Origin of the sequence: Termitidicoccus mucosus (assembly GCF_038725785.1) — a bacterium.
Classification (GTDB): Bacteria; Verrucomicrobiota; Verrucomicrobiia; order Opitutales; family Opitutaceae; genus Termitidicoccus; species Termitidicoccus mucosus.
The window spans coordinates 144,102-159,641 of sequence record NZ_CP109796.1 but is presented as its reverse complement, the minus strand read 5'-3'; the positions used below and the strand labels follow the sequence as shown (position 1 = coordinate 159,641).

Genomic DNA, 15,540 nt, shown 5'->3' with positions numbered 1-15,540 from the left:
TCCGACAATCTTTCCACTCTTTCCCGACATGAGCAGTCCTCCGTCCCGATGGTCCCTGGCGGCAGGAGGGAGCCGGTATCATTTCGGCTCCCTGCGCGAGCTTATGGCCAAGGCGACGCCGCACCGCTCCGGCGACGTGCTCGCCGGTGTCGCCGCCGCCAGCGCCGAGGAACGCGTCGCCGCGCAGCAATGCCTCGCCGACGTCCCCCTGACGCTTTTTCTGGAAGACCTGCTCATCCCCTACGAGGAAGACGCGGTCACCCGGCTCATCATCGACACCCACGACCGCGCCGCCTTCGCCCCCGTGGCCGGGCTCACCGTCGGCCAGTTTCGCGACTGGCTGCTGCGCTACGAAACCGACCACGCCGTCCTGTCCGCGCTCGCGCCCGGGCTGACGCCGGAGATGGCCGCCGCCGTTTCCAAGCTGATGAGCAACCAGGACCTCATCCTCGTCGCGGGAAAATGCCGCGTCGTCACCGCCTTCCGCAACACGATCGGCCTGCCCGGCCGCCTCTCCGTCCGCCTCCAGCCCAACCACCCCACCGACGATCCGCACGGCATCGCGGCCTCCATCCTCGACGGCTTGCTCTATGGCTGCGGCGACGCCGTCATCGGCATCAACCCCGCCACCGACAGCGTCCCCGCCATGGAAACGCTGCTCCGCCTGATCGACGAACTCATCCACCGCTACGAAATCCCCACGCAATCCTGCGTGCTCGCCCATGTCACCACCGCGCTCGAAGTGATGCGGCGCGGCGCGCCCGTCGATCTCGTTTTCCAGTCCATCGCCGGCACCGAGGCGGCCAACCGCGCCTTCGGCGTCACCCTGCCCCTCCTCGCCGAGGCCCGCGATGCCGCGCTCTCGCTCCGGCGCGGCACCGTCGGCGACAACGTCATGTATTTCGAGACCGGCCAGGGCTCCGCGCTCTCCGCCGACGCGCATCACGGCCTCGACCAGCAGACGTGCGAGGCCCGCGCCTACGCCGTCGCGCGCGCCTTCGGCCCGCTGCTGGTCAACACCGTCGTCGGTTTCATCGGCCCCGAATATCTCTACGACGGAAAACAAATCATCCGGGCCGGCCTCGAGGACCATTTCTGCGGCAAACTCCTCGGCCTGCCGATGGGCTGCGACATCTGCTACACCAACCACGCCGAGGCCGACCAGGACGACATGGACAACCTGCTCACGCTTCTCGGCGTGGCCGGCTGCACCTACATCATGGGCATTCCCGGCGCCGATGACATCATGCTCGGCTATCAATCCACCTCGTTCCACGACAGCCACTACCTCCGACAGGCGCTCGGCCTGCGCCCCGCGCCGGAATTCGAGGCCTGGCTGGAAAAAATGCGCATCGTCACCGGCGGACGCCGCCTCATGCCCGCCGCTCCCACCCATGCCCTGCTCACCGATGGACGATTCACCGGATAATCCCGGAGCGGCCTCGCCCCCGAAGCCGGTCCAAGGCCGCGACCCGTGGGCGGCGCTCCAGCGCCACACCGCCGCGCGCATCGCGCTCGGCCGCGCCGGCGCCAGCCAGCGCACCGTCTCGGTGCTCGACTTCCGCCTCGCCCACGCCCGCGCCCGCGACGCCGTCCACGCCTCGCTCGACCTCCCCGCGCTGGCGCGCCAGTTCGCGCAACACGGCCTCGACGCCGAACTCCTTGCCACCGCCGTCTCCGACAAGGCCGGCTACCTGCTGCGTCCCGATCTCGGACGCCGCCTCGACGACGCATCCCGCGAGCGCCTGCGCGACCTCGCCGCCCGTTGGGGACGGCGCGACCTCGCCATTGTCATCTCCGACGGCCTGGCCGCGCAGTCGGTCGCCCGCCACGCCGTCGAAACCGTCACCCGCCTCGTCGCGTCGCTCGGCGCCGACGGCTGGACCGTTTACCCGCTCCTGCTCGTGCCGTTCGGACGGGTGAAACTTCAGGACGAGATCGGCTTTCTCCTCGGCGCGCGCCATTCCCTCATGCTGCTGGGCGAGCGCCCCGGACTCGGTGCGCCCGACAGCCTCGGCGCTTATTTCACCCACCGGCCGCGCCCCGAATGCACCGACGCGGATCGCAACTGCATTTCCAACATCCGTCCCGCCGGCCTCCCGCCCGCCGCCGCGGCCGGCAAACTCGCCCGCCTGCTGACCGAATCCGCCCGCCGCGGCACAAGCGGCGTGGCGCTCAAGGATTCGGGCGGCGGAGCCGCCAGTTTAAGTTGAAGATTAAGTTTAAGAAACAAGCCCTCGACGCCTGCGCTTAAACTTAAACTTCCAACTTAAACCGGCCGGCGAAGCCGGCCCCGCCCCTCTTTCCGGGCTTGCCCAATGGTTGAAAATGGCCCGTTTTTGGCCGTTCGACCGCGCATCATGACACCCGAGGAAGAAAAAGCTCATCACGCCGAAACCAGCCAGCCAGCCGGGGACCGCCCGGAGTGGGTCCCGGAAAATGCCGGGACTGCGTTTGCCACGTGGGTCGTCGAGGGCGTGAACCGCGCGGGCACGTTTGGCGCGCCGTCCGCGCCGCCGCGCCGCCGGCAGTTGACCATCGACGATTACGCGGCCGGCATCCAAGCGCGCGACACCACCATCCTCGCGCGCGCCATCACGCTCATCGAGAGCAACGCCGCCGCGCACCAGGACCTCGCGCAGCAGCTTCTCGCGCGCGTGCTGCCGGAAACCGGCCGCTCGATGCGCGTGGGCATCACGGGCATCCCGGGCGCGGGCAAGAGCACGATCATCGAGGCGCTCGGGTGCGCGCTTTGCGAGGAAGGGCACCGGGTGGCGGTGCTCGCCGTGGACCCGTCGAGCACCGTGACGGGCGGCAGCATCCTGGGCGACAAGGTGCGCATGGAAAAACTCTCGCGGCAGCCGGGCGCGTTCATCCGCCCGTCGCCGTCGGGCGGCTCGCTCGGCGGCGTGGCGCGCAAGAGCCGCGAGGCCATTTTGCTTTGCGAGGCGGCGGGCTACGACATCGTCATCGTCGAGACCGTCGGCGTCGGCCAGAACGAGGTCACGGTGCGCTCGATGGTGGATTGCTTTCTGCTGCTCTCCATCGCCGGCGCGGGCGACGAGGTGCAGGGCATCAAGAAGGGCGTGATGGAGCTGGCCGACATCATCGTCGTCAACAAGGCCGACGGCGACAACCGTCTCCGCGCGCTGGGAGCCCGCGCCGAGCTGGAGCGCGTGCTGCATTACCTGAAACCGGCCACCGAGGGCTGGACGACGCCCGCGCTGACGGCCTCGGCCCGCACGGGCGAGGGCGTGACGGAATTCTGGGACAAGGTGCGCGAGTTTTTCGACGTGTGCCGCAAGGGCGGCATGCTGGAGGAACGCCGCCGGGAGCAGGCCATCGCGTGGATGCATGCGCTGATTCGCGAGGCGTTGCAGGCGGAGTTTTATCAGAACGCCGCGGTCAGGGCGGCGGTGGCCGAGATCGAGCAGGCGGTGGCGGCGGGCGTGAAACCGTCGCTCGCGGCGGCGAAGGAGTTGCTGGCGGCGGCGAAGCCGCCGCCGCCAGCAGCAGTTTAAGTTGAAGTTTAAGGTAGGGCGAGGCGTCCCCGCCGAGCCTCGGGCGACCAACGGCTCGGCGGGGACGCCTCGCCCTACCTCGCTAAGCCTATAAAGGGTTAGGAAACGGCATTAAACTTTCATCGGCGAGTCCCCAGCGGAGGTTGCGCAAGGAATGGTGATAGATGTCGAAGCCGCCCAGTTCGGCGATGGTGACAAGGGTCATCAACGCGGCCGGGAAAACATCGGCGCGACCGGGCGGCATCGCGGGAACGCGGCGGCGCTCCGCGAGGGTTTGTGAAGCCAGATCGAGCAGCAATGCGCGGAGTCTTTCGACCGGAAGGCGGGGCGAAGTGTCGGGCAGCGCCTTGTTTTCGAGGGCGCCGAGGATGGCGCGGGCGGTGGTGAGCGTGCCTCCGGTGCCGACGGCGGTGGCGCCGTCGGGAAGCGCGGCGGGAAAACCGCTTTTGGCAAAAACCTCGCGGGTGATCCCGGCCACGCGAATGAGCGCGTCGCGGAGAATGGGCGCCGCGGGATCGGGGATGCAGCGTTCGGTAAGGCGCACGCAGCCGAGCTGGAGGCTCGCGGCATGGCGGATTTCACGGCCGGCAAACGCAAGGCATTCGAGGCTGCCGCCGCCGAGGTCGAAGACGTGAAAGTCGCGCAGGCCGGAAAGGACGGGATCGGAAAGGAGGCCGCGTCCGATCAGCGCGGCCTCCTCCTGGCCGCTGAGGAGGCGCACGGTGTGGCCGGTGGCCTCGCGGACGCGGCGGCGGAATTCATCGCCGTTGGCGGCGTCGCGGACGGCGCTGGTCGCAACGAGCACGACGGGATGCGGCGGGAGCCCGACGGAGTCGGCGAGGAGGTTTTGGACGGCCTCAAGCCCGCGGGCCATGCCTTCCTCGGTGAGCGAGGGCGCGGCCTGGCTGATGCCGGCGCTGATGCGGGCCTCGATGGTGCGCATCTTGAGCGCGGCGACCGGCGCGCCGGGACGCTCGCGGCTGGCGACGAGATTTTTGATGGAGTTGCTGCCGATGTCGATGATGGTGACGAGGGACATGGGATGGGCGATTTACGAATTACGAATTACGATTTACGATTTACGATTTGATGGCGCTGCCGCGCCGGGTGCAAACGAGCGCAGCAGCTTTCAATCGTAATTCGTAAATCGTAAATTTCTTCACGCCACTGGCAGCGTGATGCGAAGCGTGGTGCCGGCGGCGGAGCTGCTTTCGAGCGTGATGTCGCCGTGGTGGCTGGCGAGGATGCGGCGGGCGATGGAGAGGCCGAGGCCCGTGCCGTCGGGACGCCCGGACAGGAATGAGGTAAAGAGGTGATCGCGCACGTTTTCCGGGATGCCGCCGCCGGTGTCGGTGATGTCGATGTGCGCCATGCGCGGGTGCGCCGCGCCGGCCGCCTCCCCCGAGAGGTGATGCGCGAGCGTGATGCGTCCGCCGTCGGGCATGGCCTGCATGGCGTTGAGGAGGACGTTGAGGAGGACCTGCTGGATCTGGCCCTTGTGGACGTTGACGATGAGGGAGCGCGGCGGCGGTTCGTAGCGGAGCTGGATCTTGGCCTGGGCGAGCTTCAGGCGGATGAGCACGATGGTGTCGTCGATGATGTCGGCGAGCGGCCAGCGCGAGTGGAGGCTGGCCGGCGCTTTCGCGAAATGCAGCACGCGGGTGACGATGGCCTCGAGCTGGTCGAGTTTCTCGCCGATGACGCGGAGGTCGGTGCGGCGCGGGTCGTCGTCGGGAAAGTCGAGGCCGAGCGCGCCGTGGAGGAGTTTAAGGACGGTGAGCGGATTGCGGATCTCGTGGGCGATCTCGGCGGCGAGGAGGCCGAGGGTGGTGAGCTGTTCGTTTTTGCGCAGGAGGTCCTCGCTCTGGAAAACGCGGGAGTAGAGGCGCGCGTTTTGCAGGGCGACGGCGGCGAGGCTGGCGATGGCGGTGAGCAGGCGCTTCTCGTCGTTGTTGAAGCGGTGCACGTGGTCGGTGAAGACGGCGAGCACGCCGAGTATTTCGTTTTCGAATACAAGCGGCTCGGCCAGCAGCGAGCGCGGCGCGGGATTGCGCGGGAGGTCGAGGAGGTCGAGAAAGTCGGGCCCGCGGATGTCGGTGAACTCGACCTGTCGGCGCGTGTGAATGGCGGAGGCGACGAGGCAGGAGTTGAGCGGAAGGTCGGCGTCGCGCGCGGGGGCGTCGAGCGTGGGCGGATTGAACGAGACGAGGCGGACGGCGCGGCGCCCGGGATCGTGCAGGTAGAACGCGCAACCGGGGAGCCCGGGAATGATCTCGCGGGTGTCGCGGGTGACGGTGTCGAAAAGCTCCTGTTCCTCGAGTTTGGCGACCAGGGTCTGGCCGATGGTGATGAGGGTTTCGAGCTGGCGGGATTTTTCCCGGAGCTGGCGAAGCTGCCAGAGACGCGTGACGCAGACCGTGGCCTCGCGGGTGTAGTGGACGAGGAGCCGCAGGTCGCGTTCGCTGAAGGCGGCGGGCTTGTCGTGGTCGATCTTGATCACGCCGATCACCTGGCCGTTGTCCTCCATGGGCGCGGCCATGACGCAGCGTGACGCGGGGCGGATCCGGATGTGGCGCGGCTCGTCGGCGACATCGGGGATGAGGCGCGCGCTGGCATGGAGCGCGACCCAGCCGGCGAGGCCCTGGCCGAGGCGCAGGGAAATGTCGTGGGCGTCGCCGGGATGCTCTACGTGCGCCTCGATCTCGAGCTGGCCGGAGTCGGGATTGAGCAGCGAGATGGCGCCGGCGGAGGCGTCGAGCGCGGAGATGATTTCGACGAGCAGCGCGTTGAGCGTGTCGCGGTGGGGCGCGGTTTCATCGCGCGCGATGGTGGCGAGGCGGTGCAGCGTGCGGAGGGCGCGAAGGTCGTCGTTGAGCTCCGGGTCGAGCGGCGGGACGATGCCCGCGGTGTCTTGGTCGCGGTTGTTTTGGCTGTGCGGAGCTGGCGGCTGCGGCGGATGGGATTGCACGGGGACTGAAGCATGCGGAAAGGCGGCTTCGCCGCCAGTTTAAGTTTAAGTTGGAAGTTTGGGTCAGAACCCAAACCGGCGGCGAAGCCGCCCCGCTTTTCATGCTCGCTGTCCGCGGCGGGCCCGCCTAGCAGTAACACCCTTCCCATGAACACAAAATCCTCGCTTCCCCTTCATCGCCAAGTCCCCGACGAACGCGGCTTTTTCGGCAAATTCGGCGGCTCCTTCATCCCGCCGGAGCTCCAGGAACAGATGGACGAGATCGCCCGCGCCTACCAGCGCATCTGCCGCAGCCACGATTTCATCCGCGAATTGCGCAGCATCCGGAAGCACTTCCAGGGCCGCCCCACGCCGGTCTATTATTGCAACAACCTCAGCAACAAAATCGACGGCGCGCGCATTTACCTGAAGCGCGAGGACCTGAACCACTCCGGCGCGCACAAGCTCAACCACTGCATGGGCGAGGCGCTGCTCGCGAAATACCTCGGCAAGAAAAAACTCATCGCCGAGACCGGGGCGGGCCAGCACGGCGTGGCGCTCGCCACCGCCGGCGCGTATTTCGGCATCCCGGTCGAGATCCACATGGGCGAGGTGGACATCGCGAAGGAGCATCCGAATGTAGTGAGAATGCGGATACTCGGCGCGACGGTCGTGCCGGTGTCGTTCGGCGCGCGCACGCTCAAGGAGGCGGTCGATTCCGCGTTCCAGGCCTACCTGAAGGACCCGGTCAACAGCATCTATTGCATCGGCTCGGTGGTCGGCCCGCATCCGTTTCCGCTCATGGTGCGCGAATTCCAGCGCGTGGTCGGCATCGAGGCGCGCGAGCAGTTCATCGAGATGACCGGCGAACTGCCCGACAACGTCGTCGCGTGCGTCGGCGGCGGCTCGAACGCCATGGGCATCTTCTCCGGCTTCCTCGACGATCCGGTCGAGCTGCACGGCGTCGAGCCGCTCGGGCGCGGCTCCAAGCCCGGCGACCATGCCGCGTCGCTCAGCCACGGCAGCGAGGGCGTGATGCACGGGTTCAACTCGATCATGCTCAAGGACGACAAGGGCGAGCCGTCGGCGGTTTATTCGGTGGCGAGCGGCCTCGATTATCCGTCAGTCGGGCCGGAGCACGCCTACCTGAACAGCATCGGGCGCACGACCGTCGGCACCGCAACGGACGAGGAGGCGATCCACGCGTTCTTCCAGCTTTCGCGGCTCGAGGGCATCATTCCCGCGCTGGAAAGCGCGCATGCCGTCGCCTATGCCCTCAAGCTCGCGAAGCAGCGCCCGTCGCAAGACATCCTCGTGAACCTGAGCGGACGCGGCGACAAGGACATCGACTTCGTGATGGAAAAATACGGCCACTACGCCGACATGGAATACTGAGCCGCGGCGCGGCAGCGCGGAGTTGCAGGGGCTTCGCAAGCGAAGCCCCTACCTAGCTTTTCCCGCCGCGTTCGCCGCGACGGCATGCGGACGGAGCGCCTGGGTTTTGAGCAGGTTGATGGAGATCCACATGAGGATGCCGAAGGCGCCCCCTCCGACATGCGCAAGCGTGGCGATGCGGATGCCCGGCTCGTCAAACGCGATCATGGCCCCGCCGTAGTGCCCCTGGTTGATTTCCAGGATCAATTCCAGCACGTGGATGCCGAGCAGCGCGGGCCAGAACCAATCTTTCCACGACGCCTGCCAGCCGAGCAGCGCGAGCAGGATGAGAAAACCGACATTGATGCCGGACAGGCCGGCGTAGCGCGTCATTTCGGGATCGAAAAAGAAAACCGTGAGCGTGACGGCAAAGGGCATCAGCACGAGTCCGCTCAGGGTGATGAACCAACGGTAGCGGTATTCGAGCGCCCAGCCGATGAGCATGTAGAGGCCGGTGTCGGCGGCGAAGTGCCACCAGCCGAAGTGCGTGAAGTTTCCCGTCCAGAGCCGCCACCATTCGCCGCCGACGATGGCATCGCGGTGATACACCAGCGCCCGCGCCCAGTCCGGCTGGGCCTGGATAAGCAGCGAGAGCACCCCGCCGGGCAGGAAAAACCACGGCAGCATGCGCGGGGCAAGGAGCGACTTGAGCGGAGGAAGCATGGGAAACGCGCGATTCTCACGATGCCCGCGCCGATGACGAACTTTTTGCGCGGGAGTTTATTTTTACTCCGGTCTTTGCGGCACGGGTGAATGCATGCTCACGCACGAAACGCCCGCGCCACGCCGGCGAAGCGCCGCGCGGCCTCGGCGAGGTCGCCTTCGCCGAGCACGCCATAGCTCAGGCGGATGAAGTTTCCCGGCGCGTCGTCGCCGAAGCACAAATCGCCCGGCACGTAAAGCACGCCCGCCCCGATGCACGCATGGCAGAATTTCGAACCGGCCCCGGTGTCGAGCCCGCGCGGCGCCTCCAGCCAGAGGTAAAGTCCGCCGGACGGCGCGCGCCATTTCCAGCCGAGCGAGGCCAGCCCCTCGTCCGCGAGCGTGCCGTGCAGCACGCCCATCTTTTGGGCATAGACCGGCCGGATGCGCGCGAGTTGGCGGTCGTAGTCGCCGGCGGCCAGCGCGTGTTCGAGCACCGCCTGGTTGAAATTGGCCGAGCCGAAGTCGTGATGACCCTTCACGTGCAGCATCTTTTCCAGCCACTCCCGGTCGGAGCAGATGCCGAAGCCGGTCTTCAGGCCGGTCGCGAAGGGCTTGGTGAGCGTCGCGGTGTAGAGCTTGGGAAACGCCTCCCACGCGGGCAGCGAGAGCACGCCGCGCGCCTTGTATTCGGAATCGAAATACAACTCGCGGTAGGCCGCGTCCTCCACCACCGGCACCGCCAGGCCGCGCGACAAAAGCGCATGGGCGAGGGTGTTTTTCTCGTCCTCGTCAAGCGAACGGCCGGAGGGATTGGAGAAATAACTCACGAAATAAACCGCCTTCACACGCGCCGCCTCGCCGCTCGCGGAGAGCGCGTCGAGCATCCGCCCCAGCGCGATCTCGTCGAGGCGCCCATCCTCGCCGAGCGGCAGCGAACGGGCGCGCGCGCCGAGCCCGCGCAGCATTTCCAAATAAACAAAATAACTCGGCCGGTCCACCAGCACGATGTCGCCCGGCTCGCAGAGCACCTGCATGGCGAGATAAAGCGCCTGCTGCGAGCCGTTGGTCACAAACGCGGCAGCCTCCAGCGCCGCCGCATCCGGGACGGCGGCGGCCTCGCCGGGCGGGGCGAGCGCGGCGTCCATCGCGGCGACGCGTTCCGCCAGCGCGCGACGGAGTCCGGCGCGGCCCTGGTTGGTGCCGTATTGCAGGTGCTCCGGCTCGCCCGCCCGCGCCGCGAGCGTCTCCAGCGCCGAGCGGATGAAGTCGGCGGGCAGCGTGGCGTTGTCCGTGAATCCCGCCGCGAGCGAAAGCAGGCCCGGCGTCTCCAGCGCCATGGCCATGAGCCGCGCGATGATCGGAGGATCCGCGCGTTGGCCGAGTGCGGAATACGCGATGGTGGAGCGAAGTAATTCGGGCCCGGATTTCATTGCAGGAGTGGTAAACTTGATGAAAAAAACAGCCGGGCGCGATGCTGGAAATCGCCCTCCCCGACCGCATGGACGCAGGCGCATCACCCGCCGTCCGGGCTGCCTATTAGTTCGAAGACTCCTCTGTGCCGTTGACACTTATGGGACAACCCCTATTGCGTTAGCTCTTTGTGTCGGCGCAATCCCCTGCCGCGCAAAAACGGCTCACTTCTTCCTATCATGGCTAAATCGAAATCTGCAAAATCCTCCAAACCGGCGGGCAAGGCTTCCAAACCTGCCGCCAAGAAATCTTCCGCCGGCAAGGCGGTCAAATACGTTTACACGTGGGGCGCAGGCAAGGCCGATGGCAACGGCGGCATGAAACCCCTCCTCGGCGGCAAAGGCGCCAACCTCGCCGAGATGACCCGCATCGGGCTCCCCGTGCCCCCCGGCTTCACCGTCACCACCGAGGTCTGCACTTATTACTACGCCAACAAAAAGAGCTACCCGTCCTCGTTGCAGGCGCAAATGGAGGCCGGCATCAAGAACATGGAGCGCATCATGGGCACCAAGTTCGGCGACGCCGAGGGTTTCCCGCTGCTCGTGGCCGTCCGCTCCGGCGCGCGCGACTCGATGCCCGGCATGATGGACACCATCCTCAACCTCGGTCTCAACGACCAGACCGTCCTCTCGCTCGAAAAAGCCACCAGGAACCCCCGCTTCGCCTGGGACTGCTACCGCCGCTTCATCCAGATGTATGGCGATGTCGTGCTCGGCGTGCAGAAGCGCGAGGGCGAGGACCACGAGCCGTTCGAGAGCCTCATCCACGCCTACAAGCACGAGGTCTATCAAACCGACATTGAGGACTCCAAGCTCACCGCCGACGACCAGCAGGAACTCGTCAAACGCTTCAAGGACCTCGTCAAGGAGCGCACCGGCAAAGTCTTCCCGAACGACCCGTGGGACCAGCTCCGCGGCGCGGCCGGCGCCGTGTTCGGCTCGTGGATGAATGACCGCGCCATCGTTTACCGCCGCAAATACAACATCCCCACCGAATGGGGCACCGCCGTCAACGTGCAGGCCATGGTCTTCGGCAACACCGGCGACACCTCCGGCTCCGGCGTCGCCTTCACCCGCAACCCCGCCAACGGCACCAACGAATTCTACGGCGAGTTCCTCATCAACGCCCAGGGCGAGGACGTCGTCGCCGGCGTGCGCACGCCCGAGCCCGTCGCCAACCTCAAGGACGAGATGCCCAAGTCCTACGCCGAGCTCCTCCGCGTCCGCTCCATCCTGGAAAAGCATTTCCGCGACGTGCAGGACATCGAGTTCACCATCCAGGAAGGCAAGCTGTTCATGCTCCAGACGCGCAACGGCAAGCGCACCGCCGCCGCGGCGCTCAAGTTCTCCATGGACATGGTGCGCGAGAAACTCATCGACTGGAAAACCGCCATCCTCCGCAACCCCGCCGACCAGCTCGACCAGCTCCTCGCCCCCATTTTCGACCCCGCCGAGGTGAAGAAGGCGAAGCCCATCGCCACCGGCCTCCCCGCCGGCCCCGGCGCCGCCACCGGCAGGATCTACTTCAACGCCGACCGCGCCGTCGCCGCCGCCGCGAAAGGCGAGAAGGTGCTTCTGGCCCGCATCGAAACCTCTCCCGAGGACTTGCGCGGCATGATCGCCGCCGAAGGCATCATCACCGCGCGCGGAGGCGTCTCCTCCCACGCCGCGCTCGTCGCCCGCCAGATGGGCAAGGTCTGCGTCTGCGGCGCCGCCGCCGTGCAGATCGATTACGACAAAAAGATCGCGGCCATCGACGGCCAGACCTTCGCCGAGGGCGACTACCTCTCCATCGACGGCACCAACGGCACCATTTACGCGGGCCAGATCAAGACCGCCCCCTCGGAAATCATCGCCGGCCTCCTGCACGACGACAAGGCCGCGCAGAAGACCGAGAAATTCAAACACTACGCCCAGCTCATGGCGTGGTGCGCGAAGGCCACGAAACTCCAGGTGCGCACCAATGCCGACACGCCCGACCAGGCCGCCAACGCCATCGCGTTCGGCGCCACCGGCATCGGCCTCACCCGCACCGAGCACATGTTCTTCGAGGGCGACCGCATCGACTCCATGCGCGAGATGATCCTCGCCGACACCGTCGCGGCCCGCGAGGCCGCGCTGGCCAAGCTGCTGCCCTACCAGCGCGCCGACTTCCTCGGAATCTTCAAGGCGCTCAAGGGCTTCCCCGCCACCATCCGCTTCATCGACCCGCCGCTGCACGAATTCCTCCCGCACACAAAGGAGCAGCAGATGGACCTCGCGCGCAAACTCGAGATTCCCGTCGAGCGCATCATGGCCCGCGTCAACGAACTCCACGAGTTCAACCCGATGCTCGGTTTCCGCGGCTGCCGCCTCGGCATCAAGTATCCCGAGATCACGCGCATGCAGGCCCGCGCCGTGTTCGAGGCCGCCGCCGAGGCCCAGAAGGCCGGCGTCAAGGCCCGCCCGGAAATCATGATCCCGCTCGTCGGCTTCAAGAAGGAACTCGATCTCCAGGTCGCCATCGTCAACGAGACCGCCAAGGCCGTGCAGACGGAGCAGAAAGTCCGCCTCACCTACAAGGTCGGCACCATGATCGAAGTGCCCCGCGGCGCGCTCACCGCCGGTGAAATCGCGCAGACCGCGGAGTTCTTCAGCTTCGGCACCAACGACCTCACGCAGACCGTGCTCGGCATGAGCCGCGACGACGCCGGCAGCTTCCTCGGCGCCTACCAGGAGGCGGAGATCGTGAAGAAAAACCCGTTTGCCTCCATCGACCAGACCGGCGTCGGCGCGCTGATGCGGGTCGCCATCGAGAATGGCCGCGCCACGCGCCCCGACATCAAGCTCGGCATCTGCGGCGAGCATGGCGGCGACCCCGACTCGGTGAAATTCTGCCACAAGCTCGGCCTCGCCTACGTGAGCTGCTCGCCCTATCGCGTCCCCGTCGCCCGCCTCGCCGCCGCGCAAGCCGCGGTGGAAGAAGCCGCGGTTGCCGCGAAAAAGCCCGCTGCAAAAGCGAAGGCCGGCAAGCCCGCGAAGAAAAAATAACCCGCGCATCCGCCCGGACGCCCAAGGCGCTCCGAAAACTCCCTCCAAGCCCCGCGCCCGAAAAGCGCGGGGCTTTTTCATGCCGCGAAAAAGGTTTGTTGGGAACGGAGTGCTGCCATCTCCCAATTAGAATCATCCTTCTGGGTAGGGCGAGGCGTCCCCGCCGAGCCGTGGGCCAGCAACGGCTCGGCGGGGACGCCTCGCCCTACCTGCTGCGGAATCGGTATGATGCCATTCATGCCATTTCCCTTGGTGTTTTGATTTTTGGAGGGACAGTCTCCGTGTCGTACATCACGAACGAAAATGGACGCCATGTTTCGCAAAAAAGGGAGGGAGGACTCGGAGAGTCCTCCCTCCCCGCAGAACAGACCTGATATTAAATTGCGCCCGCCGCCTCCGCCGCCAGAATCACGGCATGGATTTGGTCACCATCGTGGTCATCTATTGTTTTCTTGTCGCGGCCCTCTTTCTCGCGATGTGGATATTCTATGATCGCCGCGACTACGCGCTTTTCGATCACGAACGGCGCAAATCCACCTTTCTCTGCGTGCGCTGCGAGCATCTCTATGCCGCCGCCGGCAGCCCCGAGGAGTGCCCGTGCCCGAAATGCGGGCACGAAAACGCGCGGCTCAAATACTGACGCCATTGGCTGATGGATTTGAATAGGGAAATGCATCCCCATTCCAACTGTCAGCCCATGTTGCGCGCGTCTCGTGTCCTTATCGGATTGCAGGCCGCACGCCGGTTTTTGCATCCTGCGGGCATGAACCGCCCGCTTTCCCATCCCGCGAAAATCGCGGCCGCCGCCCTTATTGTATTCTTTTTTCTGATACACACGGCGCATGCGGGCGGCGATCCACGGCACGACGCCGCGCCAATGATGTGGAAAATCGACAGCCTGGAATCGATCGGCGGACTGCCCGTCGAGGTGACCGGCTCCCCTTCCGCCGTGGAAACACCGTCGGGCCGCGCCGTGCGCTTCGATGGAACCGGGGACGGATTGATGCTCCCGGCTGCTCCCATCGCGGGCTGGGAAAAATTCACCGTGGAGATCATTTTCAAGCCCGACGGCGACGGCCCGCGCGAACAGCGTTTCCTTCACATGGAAAAAGACGGGGGCGGCCCTCGCATGCTGGTTGAATTGCGCATGGATGCGGAAGGCGCGTGGTGCCTCGATTCCTATCTGATGAAGGACCAGAAAAACCGCCTCGCCCTGATCGACACTGCCAAACGCCATCCCGGCGGACGCTGGCATCACACCGCCACGGTTTATGACGGAAGCACGCTGAGGCACTACGTGGACGGCGAACTGCAAGGCGCGGGCAAAGTCGATTTCGGCACGCTCCCCGTGCCGGGCCGGACTTCAATCGGGGTGCGGCAAAACAAAATTTCATGGTTCAAGGGCCTGATTCGGGAAATCCGTTTCCATCCGACGGTCCGCACTCCGGCTGAAATCGCCGCCGACGCAAAATCGGTTGGTTCTTATGGCACAGAGAAAACTAAAGAGGGCAAAGAATGCCGTTAATGGTTATTGGTTGGAGTGATTGTTTTTGTGCTTCTTGTGCGTTTTTGTGGCTATTTTAATGGTTCGGTTTTTTTGAACAGAAGATAACAAAGGGAACCAAGAAGACCTTTTTTGATTGTTGGCTCTCTGCGTGGCCTTCGTTTCCTTCTGTTCAAAATATTGATTCGATTTTCGTCCGCCCGTGCGTTGGGCTTGGCGGCCATGCACTGGGCCGACACGCCGATTCACTTCATCGACTTCGAGGGAAGCATCGCGTCCGGGATCCTGGAGTTCGGCGTGGCGACGCTGCTTGGCGGACGCGTGATCGAAACCCACACCCGGCTTTGCCGCGCGACAGGGCGCGTGCGCGCGGAGGACTCGGTCGTGCACGGATTGAGCGAGGAAACGGTCGCGCACTGCGCGCCGTTTTCGGACGAGTTCGCGCGTTTCGCCGCGTTACGCGAAACCGGCCCGCTGGCGGCACATTACGCGCATGTGGAGAATTCGCTGCTCAAGTCCGTCTGGCCCTATCCGCGCGTGTCGCCCGATTTTTCCCGCCACGGGAGAGCGCCCGGCGCGGTGATTGACTGGGGCCCCTGGATAGACACGGGCCGGCTCCATGCGGAAATTTTCCCGGGGCTTGATTCGGGAAAATTGTCGCGCCTGACGGTCGCGCTGGGGTTGCAGGACGAACTCGACGCCCTGGCGCGCGAGCATTGTCCGCCGGGGCGGGCGCGGTATCATGCGGCCCTGTATGACGCGCTGGCGGCGGCGCTGTTGCTGCTGGCGCTCGGCCGGCGAAAGGAATTTGCCGCGATGAGCGTGCCGTGGCTGCTGCAAACGAGCACCGCCAGCCCCGCGAAACGCGACGCGCTGCGCCAGGACGAGCTGTTCTGATTTGGAGCATTTATAATAGAGCATTTCCTATTTATTCTGTCGCATGTAGGGCGCGATCTTGCGTCGCGCCGCGGGCACTACGGGGACATGGTT

Annotated in this window: 12 protein-coding genes; 7 read left to right on the top strand and 5 right to left on the bottom strand. The window is 65.8% G+C overall.

All coding sequences use genetic code 11. From position 1 onward, the window contains the following. Window positions 1–28: 28 nt before the first annotated feature. The 3 genes from OH491_RS00515 to meaB all read left to right on the top strand — a co-directional run bounded on the left by OH491_RS00515 (window position 29) and on the right by meaB (window position 3,521). Entirely contained in the window at window positions 29–1,429 is a 1,401-nt protein-coding gene (locus OH491_RS00515) for an ethanolamine ammonia-lyase subunit EutB (protein ID WP_068772970.1), read from the top strand. Next, the gene (gene eutC, locus OH491_RS00510) at window positions 1,395–2,213 is read left to right on the top strand and encodes an ethanolamine ammonia-lyase subunit EutC (protein WP_084442697.1); all 819 of its coding nucleotides are present in this window, start codon (window positions 1,395–1,397) and stop codon (window positions 2,211–2,213) included. Before OH491_RS00515 ends, eutC begins: the two co-directional genes overlap by 35 nt. Before the next feature lie 147 nt (window positions 2,214–2,360). Next, window positions 2,361–3,521, top strand: coding sequence for a methylmalonyl Co-A mutase-associated GTPase MeaB (gene meaB, locus OH491_RS00505; protein ID WP_342750801.1), 1,161 nt, complete (start codon window positions 2,361–2,363; stop codon window positions 3,519–3,521). Between the two features lie 88 nt (window positions 3,522–3,609). On the opposite strand, the gene OH491_RS00500 is transcribed toward meaB, so the two are convergent. Next, a complete protein-coding gene (locus OH491_RS00500; protein ID WP_068772972.1) occupies window positions 3,610–4,560 on the bottom strand; it encodes a Ppx/GppA phosphatase family protein in 951 nt (316 codons plus the stop codon). Between the two features lie 120 nt (window positions 4,561–4,680). Then, entirely contained in the window at window positions 4,681–6,489 is a 1,809-nt protein-coding gene (locus tag OH491_RS00495; protein WP_068772973.1) for a GAF domain-containing protein, read from the bottom strand. A gap of 147 nt (window positions 6,490–6,636) precedes the next feature. Between OH491_RS00495 and trpB the strand changes: the two genes are divergently transcribed. Further along, a complete protein-coding gene (gene trpB / locus OH491_RS00490; RefSeq protein ID WP_068772974.1) occupies window positions 6,637–7,863 on the top strand; it encodes a tryptophan synthase subunit beta in 1,227 nt (408 codons plus the stop codon). A 48-nt stretch (window positions 7,864–7,911) separates the two neighbouring features. Here the strand turns inward: trpB and rrtA are convergent, their stop codons facing one another. Together rrtA and OH491_RS00480 are read right to left on the bottom strand one after the other, a co-directional pair. After that, on the bottom strand, window positions 7,912–8,565 hold the full coding sequence (gene rrtA / locus OH491_RS00485) for a rhombosortase (RefSeq protein ID WP_068772975.1): 654 nt from the start codon (window positions 8,563–8,565) through the stop codon (window positions 7,912–7,914). Window positions 8,566–8,663: 98 nt separating this feature from the next. Then, the gene (locus OH491_RS00480) at window positions 8,664–9,977 is read right to left on the bottom strand and encodes a PLP-dependent aminotransferase family protein (RefSeq protein ID WP_068772976.1); all 1,314 of its coding nucleotides are present in this window, start codon (window positions 9,975–9,977) and stop codon (window positions 8,664–8,666) included. A gap of 219 nt (window positions 9,978–10,196) precedes the next feature. On the opposite strand from OH491_RS00480, the gene ppdK reads away from it, so the two are divergent. Continuing rightward, window positions 10,197–13,046, top strand: a complete 2,850-nt coding sequence (gene ppdK / locus OH491_RS00475) for a pyruvate, phosphate dikinase (RefSeq protein WP_068772977.1) — start codon at window positions 10,197–10,199, stop codon at window positions 13,044–13,046. A gap of 376 nt (window positions 13,047–13,422) precedes the next feature. On the opposite strand, the gene OH491_RS00470 is transcribed toward ppdK, so the two are convergent. Beyond that, window positions 13,423–13,911 carry a hypothetical protein gene (locus OH491_RS00470; protein WP_334319731.1) on the bottom strand — a complete coding sequence of 163 codons (489 nt, stop codon included), beginning with the start codon at window positions 13,909–13,911 and terminating at the stop codon, window positions 13,423–13,425. A gap of 12 nt (window positions 13,912–13,923) precedes the next feature. On the opposite strand from OH491_RS00470, the gene OH491_RS00465 reads away from it, so the two are divergent. Both OH491_RS00465 and OH491_RS00460 read left to right on the top strand, forming a co-directional pair. Further along, the gene (locus tag OH491_RS00465) at window positions 13,924–14,571 is read left to right on the top strand and encodes a LamG domain-containing protein (protein WP_334319732.1); all 648 of its coding nucleotides are present in this window, start codon (window positions 13,924–13,926) and stop codon (window positions 14,569–14,571) included. Window positions 14,572–14,772: 201 nt separating this feature from the next. Then, on the top strand, window positions 14,773–15,447 hold the full coding sequence (locus OH491_RS00460) for a DNA polymerase III subunit epsilon (RefSeq protein ID WP_068772980.1): 675 nt from the start codon (window positions 14,773–14,775) through the stop codon (window positions 15,445–15,447). Window positions 15,448–15,540 lie beyond the last annotated feature (93 nt).